This window comes from Streptomyces sp. MRC013 (assembly GCF_023614235.1).
GTDB lineage: Bacteria > Actinomycetota > Actinomycetes > Streptomycetales > Streptomycetaceae > Streptomyces.
The window spans coordinates 3,963,087-3,982,330 of record NZ_CP094264.1 but is presented as its reverse complement, the minus strand read 5'-3'; the positions used below and the strand labels follow the sequence as shown (position 1 = coordinate 3,982,330).

The 19,244-nt window shown below is 75.3% G+C and carries 14 protein-coding genes, 1 other RNA gene and 1 pseudogene; 8 read left to right on the top strand and 8 right to left on the bottom strand.

Going from position 1 to position 19,244, the window contains the following annotated elements:
* Positions 1 to 365: 365 nt before the first annotated feature.
* Entirely contained in the window at positions 366 to 953 is a 588-nt protein-coding gene (locus tag LUW75_RS18150; RefSeq protein ID WP_250336554.1) for a hypothetical protein, read from the top strand.
* A gap of 758 nt (positions 954 to 1,711) precedes the next feature.
* Here LUW75_RS18150 and LUW75_RS18145 read toward each other — a convergent pair.
* Both LUW75_RS18145 and LUW75_RS18140 read right to left on the bottom strand, forming a co-directional pair.
* On the bottom strand, positions 1,712 to 1,903 hold the full coding sequence (locus LUW75_RS18145; RefSeq protein ID WP_250336553.1) for a DUF397 domain-containing protein: 192 nt from the start codon (positions 1,901 to 1,903) through the stop codon (positions 1,712 to 1,714).
* Complete coding sequence (locus LUW75_RS18140) at positions 1,900 to 2,781, bottom strand: helix-turn-helix domain-containing protein (protein ID WP_250336552.1); 882 nt, start codon at positions 2,779 to 2,781, stop codon at positions 1,900 to 1,902. Before LUW75_RS18140 ends, LUW75_RS18145 begins: the two co-directional genes overlap by 4 nt.
* Before the next feature lie 324 nt (positions 2,782 to 3,105).
* Between LUW75_RS18140 and LUW75_RS18135 the strand changes: the two genes are divergently transcribed.
* A complete protein-coding gene (locus LUW75_RS18135) occupies positions 3,106 to 3,330 on the top strand; it encodes a DUF397 domain-containing protein (RefSeq protein WP_250336551.1) in 225 nt (74 codons plus the stop codon).
* 85 nt (positions 3,331 to 3,415) lie between these two features.
* A complete protein-coding gene (locus LUW75_RS18130) occupies positions 3,416 to 3,883 on the top strand; it encodes a hypothetical protein (RefSeq protein ID WP_250336550.1) in 468 nt (155 codons plus the stop codon).
* Positions 3,884 to 4,741: 858 nt separating this feature from the next.
* Here LUW75_RS18130 and LUW75_RS18120 read toward each other — a convergent pair.
* Complete coding sequence (locus tag LUW75_RS18120; RefSeq protein ID WP_250336549.1) at positions 4,742 to 6,529, bottom strand: coiled-coil domain-containing protein; 1,788 nt, start codon at positions 6,527 to 6,529, stop codon at positions 4,742 to 4,744.
* A 110-nt stretch (positions 6,530 to 6,639) separates the two neighbouring features.
* Positions 6,640 to 7,944, bottom strand: a complete 1,305-nt coding sequence (locus LUW75_RS18115) for a hypothetical protein (protein WP_250336548.1) — start codon at positions 7,942 to 7,944, stop codon at positions 6,640 to 6,642.
* Between the two features lie 220 nt (positions 7,945 to 8,164).
* Between LUW75_RS18115 and LUW75_RS18110 the strand changes: the two genes are divergently transcribed.
* Together LUW75_RS18110 and LUW75_RS18105 are read left to right on the top strand one after the other, a co-directional pair.
* Positions 8,165 to 9,670 carry an AAA family ATPase gene (locus LUW75_RS18110; protein ID WP_250336547.1) on the top strand — a complete coding sequence of 502 codons (1,506 nt, stop codon included), beginning with the start codon at positions 8,165 to 8,167 and terminating at the stop codon, positions 9,668 to 9,670.
* Between the two features lie 2 nt (positions 9,671 to 9,672).
* Positions 9,673 to 10,941, top strand: coding sequence for an McrC family protein (locus LUW75_RS18105; RefSeq protein ID WP_462933802.1), 1,269 nt, complete (start codon positions 9,673 to 9,675; stop codon positions 10,939 to 10,941).
* 908 nt (positions 10,942 to 11,849) lie between these two features.
* On the opposite strand, the gene rnpB is transcribed toward LUW75_RS18105, so the two are convergent.
* Positions 11,850 to 12,250, bottom strand: an RNA gene (gene rnpB, locus LUW75_RS18100) — RNase P RNA component class A.
* Positions 12,251 to 12,328: 78 nt separating this feature from the next.
* On the opposite strand from rnpB, the gene LUW75_RS18095 reads away from it, so the two are divergent.
* From LUW75_RS18095 to yaaA, 3 genes are all read left to right on the top strand, one after another.
* On the top strand, positions 12,329 to 13,222 hold the full coding sequence (locus LUW75_RS18095; RefSeq protein WP_250336545.1) for a MerR family transcriptional regulator: 894 nt from the start codon (positions 12,329 to 12,331) through the stop codon (positions 13,220 to 13,222).
* Positions 13,219 to 14,034, top strand: coding sequence for a hypothetical protein (locus LUW75_RS18090; RefSeq protein ID WP_250336544.1), 816 nt, complete (start codon positions 13,219 to 13,221; stop codon positions 14,032 to 14,034). Before LUW75_RS18095 ends, LUW75_RS18090 begins: the two co-directional genes overlap by 4 nt.
* Before the next feature lie 295 nt (positions 14,035 to 14,329).
* Entirely contained in the window at positions 14,330 to 15,112 is a 783-nt protein-coding gene (yaaA, locus tag LUW75_RS18085) for a peroxide stress protein YaaA (RefSeq protein WP_250336543.1), read from the top strand.
* A gap of 467 nt (positions 15,113 to 15,579) precedes the next feature.
* Here yaaA and LUW75_RS18080 read toward each other — a convergent pair whose 3' ends face one another.
* The 3 genes and pseudogenes from LUW75_RS18080 to LUW75_RS18070 form a co-directional block, all read right to left on the bottom strand.
* Positions 15,580 to 17,124, bottom strand: coding sequence for a bifunctional RNase H/acid phosphatase (locus LUW75_RS18080; protein WP_250336542.1), 1,545 nt, complete (start codon positions 17,122 to 17,124; stop codon positions 15,580 to 15,582).
* On the bottom strand, positions 17,124 to 17,867 hold the full coding sequence (locus tag LUW75_RS18075) for a zinc ribbon domain-containing protein (protein WP_250337716.1): 744 nt from the start codon (positions 17,865 to 17,867) through the stop codon (positions 17,124 to 17,126). Before LUW75_RS18075 ends, LUW75_RS18080 begins: the two co-directional genes overlap by 1 nt.
* Positions 17,864 to 18,702, bottom strand: a pseudogene (locus LUW75_RS18070) (Nif3-like dinuclear metal center hexameric protein). The gene LUW75_RS18075 and the pseudogene LUW75_RS18070 overlap by 4 nt, the downstream one beginning before the upstream one ends.
* Positions 18,703 to 19,244 lie beyond the last annotated feature (542 nt).

Genomic DNA, 19,244 nt, shown 5'->3' with positions numbered 1-19,244 from the left:
GCCCACCTGGTGCGAACTCATCCACGACCTCAGGCACAGCCTGCCCAAGCAGCGCCGCGCCCGCAGTCAGGCCGAACTCGCCGCCGAGACCAGAGCCGTATTGGGCGCAGGCCTGATTCGGCATCGGTCCGGAGGACCTGGCGGAGCTGCTTGACGCCCGGACCGGCCGGAGCCGAGCTGGAGGACGCGACCACCGCCGAAACCGATCAGCTCGTCGCACCCCTGCACGATCCCGGAGAAGCGAACTGACGAACCTCGCTTCACCCAAACGAGTGACGATACGGAGCCTGCCGCTGGGGAGGATCAAAGCGCAGTCCGCGATTAGCCGATAACAGGAGGTTATGATGACTGCCACGTCGACACAGATGACGGCCGAAGAGTTCCACGCCACCATGGCAGCGGTCCACGCGCACAACATCGCGCGGATCACCCTGTTGAAGAATCCCGACCGCAAGTTCGAAGAACTGCCGTCGTATCCCGTCATGTTCTCCGCTCAGGAAACTGATCTGCGCAGCCTTCCGGAAGCCGCCCAGGCGGTGTGCCGCGACCGCCGGGACACCGAGGTGAAGGCCACCGAGGAGAACAAGGAGGTCGTCAGCGGTTGGGCCGGCTCCCGCGCCGACCACGAACAGGGCAAGTCCGGCATGAGCCGGGAGGAGTTCCAGAGGCGACTCAAGGAACGCCACGACAAGAACATCGCGGACTTCAAGGCGCGTGAGGACCGGACGCTCGAGCGGCTGTCGAAGCTGGGTGACCAGTACCCCGAACACCGAGACTTGATCGTTGCCGCCTACCAGGAGGTCAGCGCTTTCTTCACCCGTCTCTGGGACGCCATCAAGTCGTTCTTCGAGAACCTGGTCGAGAACATCCTCGAGTTCTTCCGGAAGGTAGGAAAGTGGTTCGAGGACCGCTGGCACGATGTCGAGGACTGGTGGCGGCGCACCTTTGGCTGACAGCGCGACGACACCGGCTCCCTCCCCAGCAGTCGACGCGACGCCCTGCCGCGGCAGGCGCAGCAGGGGGGGAAATGACGGCTGGGGGCCGGGTGGTGGAGACCGCGGCGGCCTCCCTCGCCCCGCGCCCCGCATGCCGGATGGAAGCCACCCCAGAGGTACCTACCCGCTACCCAGACGACCCCACGGTCTCGAAGAACTCACCCGTAACGGCACCTTTTCCTTCCTCGCTCTGAGGGGCTGCACGGCCTGTTCAGCCGGGTGGTGACGTGGCGGAGCCCCCGGTCGCTGGCGGTGTCGGTTCCACTCGACACTGCCGGCCGTCCGGGGGCTCTGTTGATTCCGTACCCTTCCACGCTGAACGTCCCGTACGAGCTGGTTGAGCATGTCCCTGTCTCGCCTGCGCCCGACGGCGTGAACTGATCTCGTTCTGGGGACGGCTCGGTTGCTCCAAGCGGGCGCTGCTCGTGTTAGCGCCCCTGCGCGGGAGCAAGACGCTCGTCCAGGGCGGAGTCGGGTCCGGCATCTCGGAGCGACGGCCTGCGGTATGCCGACGAGACCTTTGCGATTCTGGCCGCATGGGCACCGGGTCCGCCACGGCTCGCCCCTCAGCGTCAGATGCGCGAGCTTCCGCCCTCAGAGGCGTGTTCGCCCGCTTCACAGCCGTAGCCAGGCGGCCACGGACCAGGCCAAGGGCTTTCGAACGCGGTGAGGGCGTGCCATCCGCCACTCCGGCGGATGGCATGCCCTCACGTCGCTCAGCGCTCCGACGCGTACCGCACGAACCGTCCCCAGCCCTCGCGGCCGACGGCGAGAGCCGGGCGGGTCACGTCCTTGGAGTCCCGGACGTGGACGGCCTGTTCGGCGATCGCGATCTCTACGCAACTGTCGCCCTGGGTGCCGCTGTAGCTGGACTTGAACCAGGCGAGTTCCGACGTGCCGCTGCTCATAGCTCTCCTCGCAGTCGCTCCAGCAGGTCCCGGGATTCTCTGGGGTTCAGGGCCTGCGAGCGCAGTGTGTCATAGCGTCGGCAGAGCAAGCTCACCTCTTTCACGTCGGAGATCAGCCGCCCGTTCTGCTGGCCTTCGGAGTAGCCGAGCCGTCGTCCTTCGGGCGTCTCCACCAACTGGACGGGTCCGTCCAGGCACCCGTGGAACTCCAACCGCAGCGGCACGACTTGCAGCGTTACGTTACGCGGCGCCGTAAGCTCCAGCACGTGGTCCAGCATGTTCGTCTGGACCTGCGTCCCACCCAGCCCGCGTCGGAAAACCGACTCCTCCACGATGAAGCCGAATGGCACGGTCGGCCGTTCCCGTAGCATCGCCTGCCGTTCCATTCGGGCCGCGACCTGCGCCTCAGTCTGCTCGTCGGTCAGCAGCGGGATGCTGTTGTCGAACACCGCCCGCGCGTACGCCTCCGACTGCAACAGCCCCGGTACCAGCCGGCACTCGTAGGTGCACAGGCTCACCGCCTCCCGCTCCAGGCGGGCCCACCGCCGGAACCACGCGGCGAGTCCCGCCTCGCCCCGCGTGAGGTGCCGTGCGGCCCTGCGCAGCGCGCCGGTGTTGCCCGTGGCCTCCTCCGCGCGCTCCACGAACGCCTCGTCCGGCATCCGGCGGCCCAGCTCCACCGACTCCACGGTGTGCCTGGAGTACTGGACGGCGGCGGCGAGGTCGCCCCTGCTGAGCCCCGCGTGCTCGCGCAGCGCCTGGACGAACGCGCCGAACGTCCGCAGGCTGTCCGACGGATGCGGCTCCCGCTCGCCCTCCCCCACCGAAGCCGCACGGGCACCGGCACCCGTGGCCGCCTCCGTCTCGACGCTGTCCATCCGCCGCCCCTTTCCGCTGTACCGCGCCGGCGACGGCTCCTCGACGCCGCCCCGCGCTCGGCGTCCAGCGTGGCGGAGCCGCACGCGTACCGTCCACTCTTCGTGTCCGTACGCTGACTCGGCGTACGAGGTGCCAGACTCGTCCCCACCCCGTCCAGCCACCACTCTGACGTCAGGGAGAGCGGGCTGACGCCGCCCGTTCCCGCCGTCCGGAGCCAGGACGGCGGGAGCCCCGGACGGCTCGCGTTCTCCCGTCGACTCCCGCCCCCCACGGGCGGCGGCGGCCGGTCCCGGTCGCGTTCAGACGAGTGGAAGGTACGGAACATGCACGACGGAACCAACCTGTACGCGCTCGACATCAGCGGGGCCTCGTTCGTGAAGGCGTGCGGCGGCCCCTGCACCGAGGGGTGCGTGACGCTCGCCCCGATCGGCGAGGGCGCCTGGGCGCTGGGCGACAGCAAGCGGCCGGACGCGCAGCCGCTGCGGTTCACCACCGAGGAGCTGGCCGCGGCCGGTGTCGACCCGGCGCGCTTCGGCCTCGGCGCCTGACCGCCCTCCCCCCACTCCCCGCAGCCGGCCGGACCGGGGCCCTCCCCCCGCGTCCGGCCGGCGCTCCCCGAAGCAGGAACAGCCCATGCACCACCACGCCTACCTGTGGACCGGCGCGAAGGAACGCCTCGACGACGAGGCGCTGCGGCGGCCCCCGCACCCCGATCCGCCCCCGGCGGAGGGCAGGCCGGAACTGGTCCAGCGCTACCGCCAGGTGGCCGCGGAGTTCGCCGGGTCGAACCTGCCGCCCCTGGAGACGGCGTACTGGCTCGCCAAACCGCGCTCCCTGGTGCGGGGCACGTGGGACGAGGCGAAGGAGGCGGCGGCCTGGCTCGGGGAGCGGCTGGCCGAGTACGCCCCCCGGTTCGCCTTCGAGAGCGACCGGGACACCGCGCGCCTGGCCCGGCTGGTGGACGCCGCCGCCGAGCGCCTGGGCGCGGGCGCCGACGTGTCGTACGGCTACTACCTCGACCGTCCCTCGTTCCTCTCCCTGGCCGTGGTGACGTGCTCCCCGAACCGCGCGATGCCCGAACTGGTCTGCCCCTGCTCGTAGTCGGGCACCGGGACCTCCGCACCGCGCCGATCGGGCCCCGTCGGCCCGCGCCGACCGGGCCCTTCGGCCCGCGCGGGCGCCCGGCCCGGCGGGCCGCCCGACGCACCGGGCACCCTCCGCGCTCGTACGCCGACCCCGCGTACGGGGCGCGGCGCTCGCCCTCGTCCGTGCCGCACCGCCACGCTGGCACCATGAACCACGCAACGCCCCGAGTCGCCTCCCCCACCGGCACCTTCGCGCAACTGCTGTCGTCCACGCGGCGCGGCGCCCGGCTCGCCCGGCTGCTGGCCGTGACCGAACTGCGGTCCTGGGGCGCCCCGCCGGACCTCCTGGAACGCGCCGAACCGGTCGTCGCGGAGCTCGCTTCGAACGCCGTCCTCCACGGCCGCGTGCCCGGCCGCTGCTTCCGGCTGGCGCTCTCCTTCGACGAGCCGGCCGGGCGCCTGCGCGTCGAGGTCACCGACGCCCGCGGGGGAGCTCCACCCGCGGATCGCGACGGGCGCCGACGAGCCGGAGGCGCTGCACCCCGGCGGGCGCGGCCTGGCCCTCGTCGCCGCCCTCGCCGACCACTGGGACTGCGTCCCCTACCCACCCGGCGGCAAGACCGTCCGCGCGGTGCTCCTGTGCCCCCGCGCCAGGTCGCCCCGCACGCCGCGGCGACCTCTCCGCCACGGGAGCGGGGCACCGCTTCCGGCACCGGCCGCCCGGGAGCTGCCGCCGGAGAGCGGTGCGGACGGCGCGGCCCGCCTGCGGACCGGGTGAACTCCCGCCGGCCGCGGCACGGGCGGGGGTGCGCGGAGCCCCATCGGGGAGCCTCCTTCGCCGACCGGGCCTGAGCACTCGGGCCCGGCCGAGCGGTCAGTTCGTCCGGGTGTTGGACAGGTGCGGCCCCACGTAACCGACCACCACCTTGCCCGTGGCGCCCGCCGTGTCGTCGTAGAAGTGCACGCGCGGCGCGGTCCTCCCCTTGTTGTCGATCTTCACGTGGGCTTCCATGAACACCCGGCCCGAGGCGTCGACCTCCGGCGGCACGGGAAGCATGCGCTGCCGCCGGAACTTCCTGTCGTTGCGCACGGAGTCGGACTCCACCATCGCCACGCGCGTCACCGGGTAGGTGCGCATGCCCTGCGGGGAAGCCTCGCAGAAATCCCGGAAGGTTCCGTCGAACCCCTGCTCGCCGGCGCTGCTCGCCCCGTACGAATCCAGCGCCAGCAGGGCGTCCCACACCTTCGACGCCCAGGTCGAGCTCTTCATGTGGTCGTCGAGGTCCTCCGCCCTGCCCGGGTCGTAGGTCAGGACAAGGTGCCTCATCCGCTCCCGCACCCGTTCGTTCAGTTCGGCGAAGGACATCGGCACCGGTTCCTCCGCCGGCGGCGTGTAGGCGTCCTCCGCCCGGCCGGCCTCCACCAGCCGCTGCTGCAGAACCGCCACCTGGTGGCGCAGGGCGGACAACTGCGCCTGGGTGGCGTCGTGGTCGGCGATCTCGTCCTCGTAGCGGTCGGTCGCCTCCCGCAGCTGCTCGTCGAGCGCGCGCCTGCTGCGCTCCGCCAGGTCCCGGGCGCCGGCGGCCTCGCTCAGCTCTTCCAGCGCTCTGTCGATCGTCTCGTGGGCCGCGTTCAGCTGGGCACGCAGGGAGCCGACGGTCTCGTCCCCCGAGGACCCGGCGCTCTGGGACCGTGCCGCGCGCAGGTCCTTGAGGACCTCCTCGATGCCCGGGAAGGCGGACTCGGCGAGCAGGGACGGCTGCGGCGTGGTGACGGCGTGCTGGCGCGGGTACCTGGAGATCCGGACGTCCGCGTCGCGGAACCCCGGATCGCCGAGCCGCCGGTACGCCAGGACGCGATGGCGCCGACCGTCTTCGGCGGAGCCGAGGGCGACCTCCGGGAGATACGTGCGGATCTGGCCCGGGAACACGCCGTGCCGGTCTCCGGCCGCCTCCCGGAAGGCGGGGACGGCCTCCCGTCCCAGCCGGAACACCGAGGCGATCCCGACCAGGTTCCTGACGACCCTCGTCAGCAGCTTCTCCCAGGCCGGATCGGGGTTGGACGGCTCCGCCGCCAGGACCAGCGGCAGCTCCCGGACCGGGTCGGTGAGGGCGGACGTGAGCAGGCCGAGCGAGTCGGGGCCGATCAGGTGGGGTGCCGTGGTGAGCCGGGTCGTCCCGTCCGGCACGGTGAAGTGGTCGAGGACCTCACGGACGAGCCGGGGAGGGACCGGTGTGACCGGCCGTCCGCCCGGACCGGGGTGGTGCTCCAGGTCGATGCCGACGTACGCCGCTTTCGACTCGCGGTCGACAGCGGACGTGAGCGTCGTCTGCCAGGTCCCCTCCCGCCCGTCCTCCCTGCTCTCCCGCAGGCGGAGCCGCAGCGCGGTCTGGTGGCCGTCGGCGTCGTAGGAGTCGGTCACGGTGAGGGTGTGGGTGTCGGTGAGCCGGTGGACGCCCGAGGAGAGGTGCGTCGCCGGCCCCTTGCTCTCCAGCCAGGAGGTGAAGCACGAGCGGGCCCCGGCGAACATCTGCTCCTGCTCGTCCTCGGGGATCGGCAGGACCGCCCGGTAGACCAGCGGGTTCTCGGCGCGCGGCTCGTCCCGGACGGACCCGCCCCGGTCCCGCCGTAGGGCCTTCGGCGCGGGCTTGCGGCTGGGCATCACCAGGGGAGTGGGTCTCAATGCCGACCTCCGCTTGACGGACGAACGGGAGGAACACCCGGCGGCGGCGGGCGGAACCGGTCACCGAGTGGGTGCGGGCGCGTCGACGCCTACGCGGCCAGCGCCGGGAACACCACCACCGAGCCGTCCTTGTCGCGGACGATCTCGATCGCCACGTCCGTCGCGCGGCCGTCGACCGCGACGCCGTCGCCCAGCCGGTGGAGGTGGTGGGCGGCGCGCAGCAGGCGATCGACCTCGTTGGTGGTGAAGACGGGGCGCCGGCCGCTCGGGCGTGCCAGTTCGAGTGCGGACAGGCGTACCAGGACGGCGGCGATGCCCGACTCCAGTGCGTCGAGGCTCCGCTGGTCGCGCCGGAGTGCGCGGACGAAGTTCCCGAACGGGTTGCCGGGGTCCTGCTGGGCGTGCTCGACGGCCTGGAGGACGACGACCCGCCGCTTCAGGGCGATGGCCAGGGAAGCGAGTTCGAGGTGGGCGCGGAACGCGCCCCCGTGGCCGTCGACGCCGGGGAACGACTCCGTCAGGGTCGCGAGGTCGACGGGCTCGCCCCCGGGCAGCGCGTCGAGCGCCCTTTGCCACCGGGCAAGACGGGTGTCGGCCTTGCTCAGCGCCGTGTCGAGGGTGTGCACCGCCGAGTCGAGTCCCAGCGAGAGACCGGGCTCGCCCTGGTCGAGCAGAACGGCCGTGGCCTTGTCGACGGCGGCGCGGCAGCCGTCGAGCGCGCTGTGCTCGTCGTCGAGTCTGTCCTGCTGGAGCTGCTCCAGCAGTTCCGTGATGTGCTCGACGGCCTGCCGGCGCCTCTGGTCGGCGTGCGCGCTCACCCCCACCGCCACGGCCATGAGCACGAGCGGGGCGGCGACCGTGAGCGCCGCGCCCCCGGCTGCGGCGGCCCCGGCGGTCGCACCGGCCCCGCCGGCCGTGCCCGCCGCCGCTCTGCCGACGGGCACGAACGTCGCCTGGGCGGCGATGCCCGTCGAGTCGACGAGTGCGCCGTGGAAGCCACCGGCCGCCGCCTTCGGCGCCATCGGGCGGACGAGGCCCTGACCGAACCGGGCGGCGACCTTCGCCGGGACCACCATGCGGTAGAGGCCCTCGCCGGAGGCGGTCGCCCTGGCCGCCGTGAGGGAAGTCCGCGCCGACTCCGCGATGAACCGCGACAGGTGCCGGGCCAGGGGGCTCGCGGCGTCGAGCGGGATGCCACGGCCGCGGTCCGTCCCGGCGGGCAGCGGGTGCCTCTCCGGGGTGACGATCGGCTCGTCGGCCAGGACGGCGAGCACGCCGCGCAGTTCGGCCAGGCGCTCGGCCGTCAGCGACTCGCCCGCCGTCGGCCCCGGCATCCGGACGTCACCGGTCGCCAGCGTCCACACGGGCACGGTCGTCCCGCGGTCCTCGGTCATCGTCTCCCCCTCGCTCCCCGACAGCAGCCCACGGCCGGCGCCGGACGCGAACGGCGCGTGGCCGTCCTCCGCGGAGCGGCCCGGCGCCGCCCGCCGCGCACCGTGCTGCCACCAAAGTACCCCCCTGTTTACGCAGTCAACGCACCAATCCGCTTCATTGGCGTTACTTCGGTACAGTGTGCGCGTCCCCGCAGGCCCCGTCCCCCTCCGGAGGGTCACCGTGCCGCACTCCGACCGCCTCCCCGGCGCCCCCGGGCCCCGCACCGCGCTCCCCCGGGACGCCCGCCCGTCCACCGGCTGGCGTGCCCCGCGCAAGGCGTGGCTGGTGCGCGGCTCCAACGTCTCCGGGCGCAACCTGGTGCGGCAGTCGTGGCTGAAGGAGGGGTTCGTCTCGCTCCCGGGCACCCACCTGCCGCCGCTGGAGGAGGCCGATCCGACCAAGAGCGTGCTGCGCCGCCACGTGGAGGAGGGGTACGAGGGGGCGGCCTCGTACAGCCAGAAGCAGGGCCTCGTCGACGAACTGCACGCCTTCCTGACGCAGATGCGCGTGGGGGACGCGGTGGCCGCCATCAGCGACGGCCGGCTGCACGTCGGGCGGATCACCGGGGAGGCCGTGCAGACCCCGTCGCCGGGCGGGCTGTCCAATCTGCGCAGGGCCGTCGCCTGGCTGCCGCGGAGCCACGCGTACGAGGAGCTGCCGGAGGAGGTGCAGCAGAAGCTGTCCGTCCAGCACGACGTCGTCGACCTGACCGGCGTCCTGGACGCGCTGGACGGGCTCGCCGGGCATCCGGGAGGACCGGATCCGGGGGCGCCCGGCGGCACCGGCGGGCACCCCGCCGCCGAACGGCCGGCGCAGCGGGAGCTGACCCTGCCCGACGTCTCCGGGAAACTCGCCTCGGACCTCCTGGTCCACGACCTCTCCTGGCTGGCGGAGGTACGGGAACTGCTGCTCGACGAACGGCAGCTGGTGTTCTACGGCCCGCCGGGCACGGGCAAGACGTACCTGGCGATGAGACTGGCCGAGTACTTCGGCGGCGGCCCGGAGCAGGTCAAGATCGTGCAGTTCCACCCCTCGTACGCCTACGAGGACTTCTTCGAGGGGTTCCGGCCCGTGGAGGACCCCGAGACGAGGGACGTCGCCTTCCGGCTGACGGCGGGCCCGCTGCGGGAACTGGCCGACCTCGCCTCCCGCGAGGGCAACCGGCACGTCCCGCACTTCCTGATCGTCGACGAGATCAACCGCGCCAATCTGGCGAAGGTCTTCGGTGAGCTGTACTTCCTCCTGGAGTACCGGACGAGGTCCGTCCGCCTCACCTACTCCGGGGACGACTTCGCGTTGCCGCCGAACCTGTTCGTGATCGGCACGATGAACACCGCCGACCGGTCGATCGCCCTGGTCGACGCGGCGATGCGGCGCCGTTTCGCGTTCGTGGAGCTGTCCCCGCGCTCCGAGCCGACCGCCGGGCTGCTCGCGCGCTGGCTGGAGCGCGAGGGCAGGGACCCGGAGCCGGCCCGTCTCCTCGACGCCCTCAACGCCCTCGTCGACGACCCGGACTTCGCCATCGGCCCCTCTTACCTGATGAAGCCGGGCGTGTACCGCGAGGGCGGCCTCGAACGGACCTGGCGCACGAAGATCCTGCCGCTGCTGGAGGAGCACCACTACGGCGAGGACCTCGACGTCGCCGCCCGCTACGGTCTCGCCTCGCTGCGCGAGCAGCACCCGTGACCCTGCCCGCGCCCGCGCCCACGCCCGTGCCCGTGCCCGAGGTGACGCTGCGCGAGTACGGGCCCGCCGTCTCCGTCCCGCTGGGCTCCGGGGCGGGACGGGCCCTCGCCGCCTCCGGCGTCCTGCGGAGCGCGGCCCCGGACCCCGGCCGGGGCGGGCACTGGCTGCTGCGGGCGGGCAGCCGGGTCGGCGCCGTGCGGACGCCCGGCGGCCCGGTCGTGCGGATCACGCCCAAGACCCCGGTGAGGCGGCTGTTCTTCCTCCTCGGGTTCAGTCTCGATCCGGCACGCGCCTGGCGCGACCGGGAGGGCACCGTCGACACGGGAGCGTACGACGGCGTCGTGCCCGCGCTCGCGCACGCGGTGGAGCGGCGGATCGACGCGGCGCTGCGGCGGGGGGTCCTCCAGGGGTACCGGGAGGTGGAGGAGTCCGCGCCGGTCGTGCGCGGGCGGCTGCGGGAGGCCGAGCAGATCCGGCGGCACTTCGGCCGTACGCCGCCCGTGGAGATCGCCTGCGACGCGTACACCGCCGACACCGCCGAGAACCGCCTCCTGCGCGCCGCCGTCGAGCGGCTGCTGCGGCTGCCGGGCGTTCCCGGCCCCGTCCGGCGGCGCCTCGCCCGTCAGCGGGCACGTCTCGCCGACGCGCTGCCGCTGATCCGGGGACAGGAGTTGCCGCGTTGGCGGCCGTCGCGCCTGAACTCCCGCTACCAGCCCGCGCTGCGGCTCGCCGAGGCCGTCCTGCGCGGCACCTCACCGGAACACCGGCCGGCCGGGTCCGAACCGCTCGCCGTCGACGGCTTCCTCCTCGACATGAACACGTTGTTCGAGGACTTCGTCACGGTCGGCCTGCGGGAGGCCCTGCGGGAGCACGGCCTGACCGCGCGCCTCCAGGACCCCCATCACCTCGACGTCGCGGGTCGCGTGCGGATCCGCCCCGACCTCGTCGTCCGCACCGGCGACGGCCGCACCCCCCTCGCCGTCGTCGACGCCAAGTACAAGGTCGAGAAGGCCGACGGGCTCCTCAACGCCGACCTGTACCAGGCGCTGGCGTACGCCACCGCGCTCTCCCTGCCGGAGGCGCACCTGGTGTACGCGGCCGGACGGCGGCCCGAGCGCTTCCACGAGGTGCGCGGAACGACGGCGGGGCCGGGCGGACGGGGAGTGCGGCTGTACCAGCACAGCCTCGACCTCTCCCGCGAGCCCGTGCAGCTCCTGTCCGCCCTGAAGGGGATCGCGGGACGGCTGGCCGCAGCCGCCCCGCGCCCGTGACCGTGGGGCGCCGTCCGGCGGAGGAGGGGCCCCGCGCCACGGCCACGCGCCGGTGCGGGGCGCCCGCCCGGCGTACCCGCGCCCTCCCCAGCCGGGATCGAAGGCCGTCGTGCCGACGGGCAGCCCGGGGCGAAGCGGCACACGGCGCGCACCACGCGCTCCGAGGTCGCCCGGTCCGCCCCCGCGCGCCGGGCGGAGCCCGCGAACCGCTCGGTCAGCCCGTCCACGAGGTCGACGGGCGCTCCGGCCCGAGCGAACTCCCGTACACGGACGGCGGCATCGTCCGGCTCCCCGGTCCGTGCCCTCCGGCCGGCCACCGCGGCCGCCTCCGCCGGGCCCGCGACCGTCTGCCCCCGTACGCGGCCCGCACGGCCTGCCGGAGTCCGTCCCCGGGCGGCGCCCCTGGCCCTTGCGCTGCTCGTCCAGCCGTTCCCGGACTTCGGCGAGCGCGAGGAGCGGGCTGTCCGCGGCACCTCCCGCCGGTGCGGGGAAGTCGTCGTAGCGCCGACGCCGGTCGGGGACAGCGGCCCGGGTGCCCCCGGCCGGCCGGGCGGTCCCGGGACCGGTGGCAAGAGGCCCGACCGGTGGAGCGACGTCGTCCGTCACGGCCCCGGCGCACACGGACCGCGCGATCGTGACCGGAGACATACGCGTCGACGTCGACGCGGGAACTCGGGACAGCGGATCCTGCACGTACCGGTTTCCCCCGACCCGGTGCGGCCGCGACCGGCCGCACCGGCTGATCCGCGATCACCTCAAGGGCCCGCCCCGGGGAACTCCGGGGAACTCCCGCGTTGCTCAAGGCGCTTCCGAAGCGCTTTCGCCGCCCGACACGGCAGGCCCCGCGAAAGACGGAAGGCCGCCCCGTACACGTCAGGGATCTCCCCGGACGAAGCCGCAGGCGAGGGCAGACGAGCCGGGCTGTACGCCGGGTTCTGTACCCCGGGACCTCGCGGTCGTCGGGGTGACGGCCATCCATCTAGGGCCGGCGTCGCCGCCGGCCTCGTGCGGCCTACCCGCGGACTCGGGCGGGCAGCCCTCGAACGTCCGCGCAGGGCCGTCTCGCGACGGCCCCTCTTGGCCTTGCTCCGGGTGGGGTTTACCTAGCTGCCCAGGTCACCCTGGGCACTGGTGGTCTCTTACACCACCGTTTCACCCTTACCGGGGGCCGAAGCCCCCGGCGGTCTGCTTTCTGTGGCACTGTCCCGCGGGTCACCCCGGGTGGGCGTTACCCACCACCCTGCCCTGTGGAGCCCGGACGTTCCTCGGGAGGACCCTTCGGTCCCCACGCGGCCGTCCGCCCGGCTCGTCTGCCGTGCCGACCATCGTACTCCCCCCTCGCCCACGCGCTTGACCTTGTCGCGACGTCAACGTCTCTACTGGTCGCATGAGGATCGGAGAGATCGCCCGGCTCGCCGGCGTGAGCACGCGGGCCGTACGGCACTACCACCACATCGGGCTGCTGCCCGAACCGCCCCGTCTCGGCAACGGCTACCGCGAGTACGCCCTGCGGGACGCCATCCTGCTGGTGCGGGTGCGGCGGCTGACCGAACTGGGCCTGTCCCTGGACGAGGTGCGGGACGTGCTCGCTGACGACGCCGGACGGGAGCTGGTCGAGGTGCTGGAGGAACTGGACGACGACCTGGCCCGGCAGGAGGCCGGGGTGCGGGCGCGACGGGAGCGGCTCGCGGAGCTGCTGGAACAGGCCCGCGAGGGGCGGCTGCCCGCCGAGGGGCCGGTCTCCCCGGAGCTGGCCGCGCTGTTCGCGGACATGGCGCGGGTCAGCGCCGGGCGCGCCGGGCCCGAACCCAGGATGGCGGCGCTCGACCGGGAGCTGCTCGCCCTGATGGACTCCTCGTTCGCCGGCGAGGAGGGGCGGCGGATGGTCGCCGCCATGCAGGGCGCGGTCGCCTCCCCGGAGGCGATGGAGCGGGCCTACGACCTGTACGCGCGGCTCGACGAGCTGGACGGTGCCGGGGCCGACGACCCGCGCGTGGGTCCCGTCGCGTCGCTGCTGGTGGAGCTGCTGCCCGACGAGGTGGCCGAGCGGGTGGCCGAGGCCGGACCGGGCACGTGGAGTGCGGGCGGCGGCTTCGAGGGGGCGTTCCTGACGGAGTTCTCACCCGCCCAGGCCGAGGTGGTCCGGCGGGCCCTCCGCCTCGCCGCCGAGCGGGCGGGCCGGGCGCCGGACGCCGACCCGGCCGGGGACGCGGACCGGGCGCCGGACGCGGACCGGGCGCCCGGCGCGGGCCGGGGCGGGCGGACGGAGGAGGGGCGGTGAAGTGGCTGCCGAGGGCGCTCGGGTACGCCGTGCTGCCCGCGGAGGCCGTGCTCGCCGTCTGCCTCGTCGCCGAGGTGCCGGTGCCCGCGCTCCTGCTGCACGCGGTGGAGCTGGTGGTCGCCGTCGCCCTGCTGCTGGGCGCCCTCGTCTACCGGCGGGCCCGCCGCGACGGCCTCCCGCCGCGCGAGGCGCTGTACGAGGTGGTGCCGGAGCCCGTCGTACGGCTCGCCGGGCACGAGCTGGGCCTGATGGTGAGCCTGGTGCGGTGGGCGGGGCGGCGGCGGCACGGGGTGCACGGGGGCGCCGAGGCGTTCGGGCACGCCCGCGACCAGGCCGCGCTCATGTACGGCTTCGCGTTCGTGTGCGCCGTCGAGGCCGTCGGGATGTCCTGGCTGCTGTGGGACGTGCCCGTGGTGCACGAGGTGTTCCTGCTCCTCGACGTGTACACGGTGCTGTTCGTGCTGGGCGTGCACGCCGCCTCCGTCACCCGGCCGCACCTGCTGGACGGACGGGTGCTGCGGCTGCGGCAGGGCTGCCACGTGGACCTCGCCGTACCGCTCGGCTCCATCGCCACCGTGCGGCACCAGTCGCTGTTCACCCACGGGAAGGCCGACGGCGAACTGAACCTCAAGGTCGGCGGGCAGACCTCCCTCGTCCTGGAACTGGCGGAGCCCGTCGAGGCCGTGGGCCTGCTCGGCAAACGGCGCCCGGTGCGCGTCGTGCGGTTCCACGCCGACGAGCCGCGAGCGCTGTACGCCGCGCTCAGGCGGGCGCGAACAGCGCCTTCCCCCGCCCCGGACACGGCCGTGTGAGCCGTACGTCCGGCCGCTCCCCCGGCGGCGGCACCCCCGCTCCTCCGGCCGGGGCGCCGCGGCCGGGGCCTCCGGGTGCACGGTGCCGGCGGCCGGGTCGCCGTCCCGCCCGGCCCCGGCTCCTCGCGGGCGCGGCCGGCGTCGTACGGCGGCGCGGGCCGCTCCTCGGCGGCCCCGGTCAAGCGGAGCCTGCGGCGGGGCCCGCGCCGGGCGCAGGACGCGGGGCGCCGTGCGGCACTTTGTACGCTGGCCCGGGGCCGTGCCCCGCCGTCGTCCGCATGTGAGGAGAACCACCGTGCTCGTGCTGTTGCCGCCCTCGGAGGGCAAGGCCGCCTCGGGGCGCGGCGCGCCGCTGGAGCCGGACGCGCTGTCCCTGCCGGGGCTGGCGGAGGCGCGGGCCGCCGTGCTCGCGGAGCTGGTCGAGCTGTGCGCCGCCGACGGGGAGAAGGCGCGTGAGGTGCTCGGGCTGAGCGAGGGGCTGCGCGGCGAGGTCGCGAAGAACGCCGCGCTGCGGACCGCCGGGGCCCGCCCGGCCGGCGAGGTGTACACGGGCGTCCTGTACGACGCGCTGGGCCTGGCGACGCTGGACGCGGCGGCGCGGAGGCGGGCGGAGTCGTCGCTGCTGGTGTTCTCCGGGCTGTGGGGCGCGGTGCGGATCGACGACCCCATCCCCTCGTACCGCTGCTCGATGGGGGTGCGGCTGCCGGGGCTGGGGGCGCTCGGCGCGTACTGGCGCGGGCCGATGGCGGAGGTCGTGCCCGAGGTGGCCGGGGAGGGGCCGGTGCTGGACCTGCGGTCGGCGGCGTACGCGTCGGCGTGGAGGCCGGGGGGCGACCTGGCGGAGCGCACGGCGACGGTGCGGGTGCTGCACGCGCCGACCCGGAAGGTGGTCAGCCACTTCAACAAGGCGACGAAGGGCCGGATGGTGCGCGCCCTGCTGGAGGCCGGCGCGGCGCCGGGAACCCCGGCCGAGCTGGTGGAGGCGCTGCGGGACCTCGGGTACGCGGTGGAGTGCGAGGCGCCGGAACGGGCCGGGAGGGCGTGGTCGCTGGACGTGCTCGTGGACGAGGTCCACTGAGGGGCACGGCCGCCGGGCGGGCCTCGGCGGGGCGCCCGACGGCCGTCGCGGACGGTGGGGCGGGGCGGTGCGGGGGCGAACGGCGACCGGGCGGGCGGCGGGGCGGCGGCCGTCGCGGACGGTGGCGGTGCGGTGCCGGAACCGGGGCCGTCGCAGAGGGCGGCCGGGACGGGGCGGTGCTGTGCACGGACAGGCCGGGGCGGTGCAGGGGTGGGCCGGGCGGGGCCGGGACCGGGGCGGAACCGGGGCCGTCGCAGAGGGCGGCCGGGACGGGGCAGGGCAGGGCCGGGGCGGGTCGGGGCGGGTCGGGCAAGGCCGGTGCCGGGGCGGGCCGGTGCCGGGGCGGGCCGGGACGGGGCCGGGCGGCGGGCACCGGGTCGGAGTCACCGCCGTCCGCGCCCGTACGGCCCGCGGCGGCCGGTGAGGGCGCCGCCGACGCCGTGCCGCCGGGCGGCCCCGCGAACGGGTCAGCGCAGGTGCGACGTGTCGTTGAGGAGCCGTACCGAGGCGTTGCCGTCCCGGTAGTACGCCACCGCCGAGACGGACGCGGCGGACAGCTCCATCCGGAACAGCGCCTCCGGCGGGGCGCCCAGCGCCAGCCGCACCAGCGTCTTGATCGGCGTCACGTGGGTCACCAGCAGGACCGTGCGGCCCGCGTAGCGCTCCGTCAGCCGGTCCCGGACGGCGGCGACCCGGCGGGACACGGCCGCGAACGACTCGCCGCCCGGAGGCGCGGCCTTCGGGGAGGCGAGCCAGGCGTCCAGGTCGTCCGGGTAGCGCTCCCGGACCTCGGCGAAGGTCAGGCCCTCCCACGCCCCGAAGTCCGTCTCGCGCAGCCCGTCCTCGATCCGCACGTCGAGGCCCAGGCGTCCGGCGACGGTGAGCGCGGTCTGGCGGCAGCGCAGCAGCGGGGAGGAGACGACCTCCTGCACGGTGCCGCGCGCGGCGAGGGCGGCCGCGGCGGCTTCGGCCTGGCGGCGTCCGGCGGGCGACAGTTCGGGGTCCGTGCCGCCGCTGCCGGAGAACCGCTTCTCCGGTGTGAGCGCGGTCTCCCCGTGCCGCAGTAGGACGAAGGTGGCGGGCGCCCCGAGATCGGCGGGCGCGGCCCATCCCACGGACGGCGTGGCGGGCGTCGCCGCGGCCCCGCCACCGGCGGAGGGCGCGGGCGCGGCGGCGGCCGGGGAGGGACTGTCGCCGGGCTGCGGGGCGCCGGACGCGGCGGAGTCCCCGACGGGTGCGGCGGCCCCGCCCGGCACGGCGGCCCCTCCGGCGGGCACGGCGTACTCCCCGGCGAGGGCGGCGGACTCCTGCGGCACGGCGGACCCGTGCGGCGCGACGTCCCCGTGGGACGCGGCGGTCCCGCGGGCGGCGGTCGTGCCGGACGGTGCGGTGCCGCCGGGCGCCGGACGGTCCGCACCGGCCCCACCCGGCCGCGCGGCCGGCGCGGGGGGCTCCACCCCGGTCGGCTTCGCCGTGCGGGCCAGGGCCGCGCGGGCCCTCGCCGCGCCCGCCGCCGCGTCGCCGACCACACGGGCCGCACCCTCGCCGAGGGCGGCGCGGGACGTGGACGGCCGCCACCGCCGGCCCTCGCGGCCCGCGTCCATCGCCTCGTTGGCGAGGCGGTCCGCGTGCTTGTTGCGCTCGCGCGGGATCCACTCGTACGAGACCCGCCCCGGCGGGAAGACGCGGGCGGCCTCCGCGGCGAGCGGCTTCATGTCCGGGTGCTTGATCCTCCAGCGTCCGGACATCTGCTCGACGACCAGCTTGGAGTCCATCCGCACCCGCACCGACGCGTCCGGCGCCAGTTCGCGGGCGGCGCGCAGCCCGGCGAGGAGGCCCTTGTACTCGGCGACGTTGTTGGTGGCCACGCCGATGTACTCGGCCGCCTCCGCCAGGGCCTCGCCCGACACCGGGTCCAGGACCACCGCACCGTACCCGGCGGGGCCCGGGTTGCCCCGCGAGCCGCCGTCGGCCTCGACGATCAGCTCGCGCAGCCGCGACCCACCGCTCATTACAGGCCGGACTCCGCCGTGCGGACCAGGACGCGGCGGCAGTTCTCGCACCGCACGACGGCGTCGGCCGCGGCGGACCGGACGTCGTTCAGCTCGGTGATGTTCAGCTCGATGTGGCAGCCCTCGCAGCGGCGCTGGTACAGGCGGGCCGCGCCCACCCCGCCCTGCTGGCCGCGGATCTTCTCGTACAGCCTCATCAGGTCCGCCGACACGGAACCGGCCACCAGCTCCCGCTCCTTGGCGACCGCCGCCGCCTCGGCGTCCAGCTCGCCCTGCGCCCGGTCGCGGCGGGCCGTCGCGTCGTCGACCTTCGCCTGGACGGAGGCGACCCGGCCGGTCAGCTCCTCCACCCGCTCCTGCGCGGACTCGCGGCGCTCCATGACCTCCAGGACGACGTCCTCCAGGTCGCCCTGGCGCTTGGACAGGGAGACGAGCTCCTTCTGGAGGCTCTCCAGGTCCTTCGGGGAGGTGACGGCGCCCGAGTCGAGCCGCTGCTGGTCGCGGACCGCGCGCTGGCGGACCTGGTCCACGTCCTGCTCCGCCTTCTTCTGCTCACGGGCGCAGTCGCCCTCCTCCGTCTGCGCGGCGACGAGCAGGTCCCGCAGCTGGGCGAGGTCCCGGGTCAGCGACTCGATCTCGGCGTGCTCGGGCAGGGTCCTGCGCTTGTGGGCGAGCTGCGACAGGCGCGTGTCGAGGGCCTGGACGTCGAGGAGTCGGATCTGGTCGGCGGGCGCGGCGTTCAGTTGGGGGCTCCAGGGGAGGTGTGGTGAGCGGAGGGGGACGTGTGGTGGGCTGCCCACGGGTCGGTGACCGTCTTCGAGACGTGCACCCGCAGGTTCCAGCCGTGCCGGTCGGAGATCTCGTCGAGCTGGGCGGCGGCCAGTTCGCACCAGGGCCACTCGGTGGCCCAGTGGGCCGCGTCGACGAGGCCGACCGGGGAGTGCTGGACGGCCTCGGAGGCCGGGTGGTGGCGCAGGTCGGCGGTGAGGAACGCGTCGACGCCCGCCGCGCGCACGGCGTCGAACAGGCCGTCGCCGGAGCCGCCGCTGACGGCGACCCTGCGGACCGTCGCGTCGAGGTCGCCCGCGACGCGGACGCCCTGGGCGGTGGCGGGCAGCCGCTCGGCGGCGCGGGCGGCGAAGGCGCGGAGGGTCTCCGGGGGGTCCACCTCGCAGATCCGGCCGAGGCCGTCGTCGGGTACGAGGGGGCCGAGCACGCGCAGCCCGAGAGCGCCCGCGAGGGCGTCGGAGACGCCGGGGTCCGCGGTGTCGGCGTTGGTGTGCGCGACGTGCAGGGCGATGTCGTGCTTGATGAGGGTGTGCACGACGCGCCCCTTGAAGTGGGAGGCCGCGACGGTCGTCGTCCCGCGGAGGTAGAGGGGGTGGTGGGTGACGACGAGCTGCGCGCCGATCCGGACCGCCTCCTCGGCGACCTCCCGGACGGGGTCGACGGCGAAGAGGACCCGGTCGACCTCGGCGTCGGGGTCGCCGCAGACCGTGCCGACGGCGTCCCACCCTTCGGCCCGCTCGGGGGCCAGAGGGCGTCGAGCTCGGCGAGGACTTCGGTGAGGCGTGGCACGCCCCCAAGGCTACCCGCAACCCCAACGGGCGCGACCGCCCCGGTGGGTGCCGCCCCCCGCCCCGGGGCGGACCGGACGGCGGACGGCGGGCCCGCGCCGGGGCGGGCGGCGGGCGACCGGTCCCGCGCGCCCCGCCGGGATGCTCACCGGGCGCCCCGCCGGGACGCTCGTCGGGCGCCCCGGTCCGGCCCGGTCGGACGCCCACGCGGCCGGACGGCCGGACGAGGCGGGGCACCCACGCGGCCGGACGAGGCGGGACGCCCACGCGGCCGGACGAGGCGGGGCACCGGGTCCCGTCCGGGGCGTCCGCCGTCCGGCCGGCGGCCTCCCGCCCTGCTCCCCCGCCCCGTCTCCTCCCCGTTCCCGTCCCCGTTCCTGTCCCCGTTCCCGTTCCCGTCCCCGGCGGGGCGTGGCGGGGCGGGGCGTGGCGCGCGGGGCGTGGCGCGCGGGGCGCCGGGTCCCGGCTCCGACCGGGTCGCCTCCGGGGCCCCGGCCAGCACACCGGCCCCCTTCGTCACAGGCGAACCCCGGGAGGGCCACC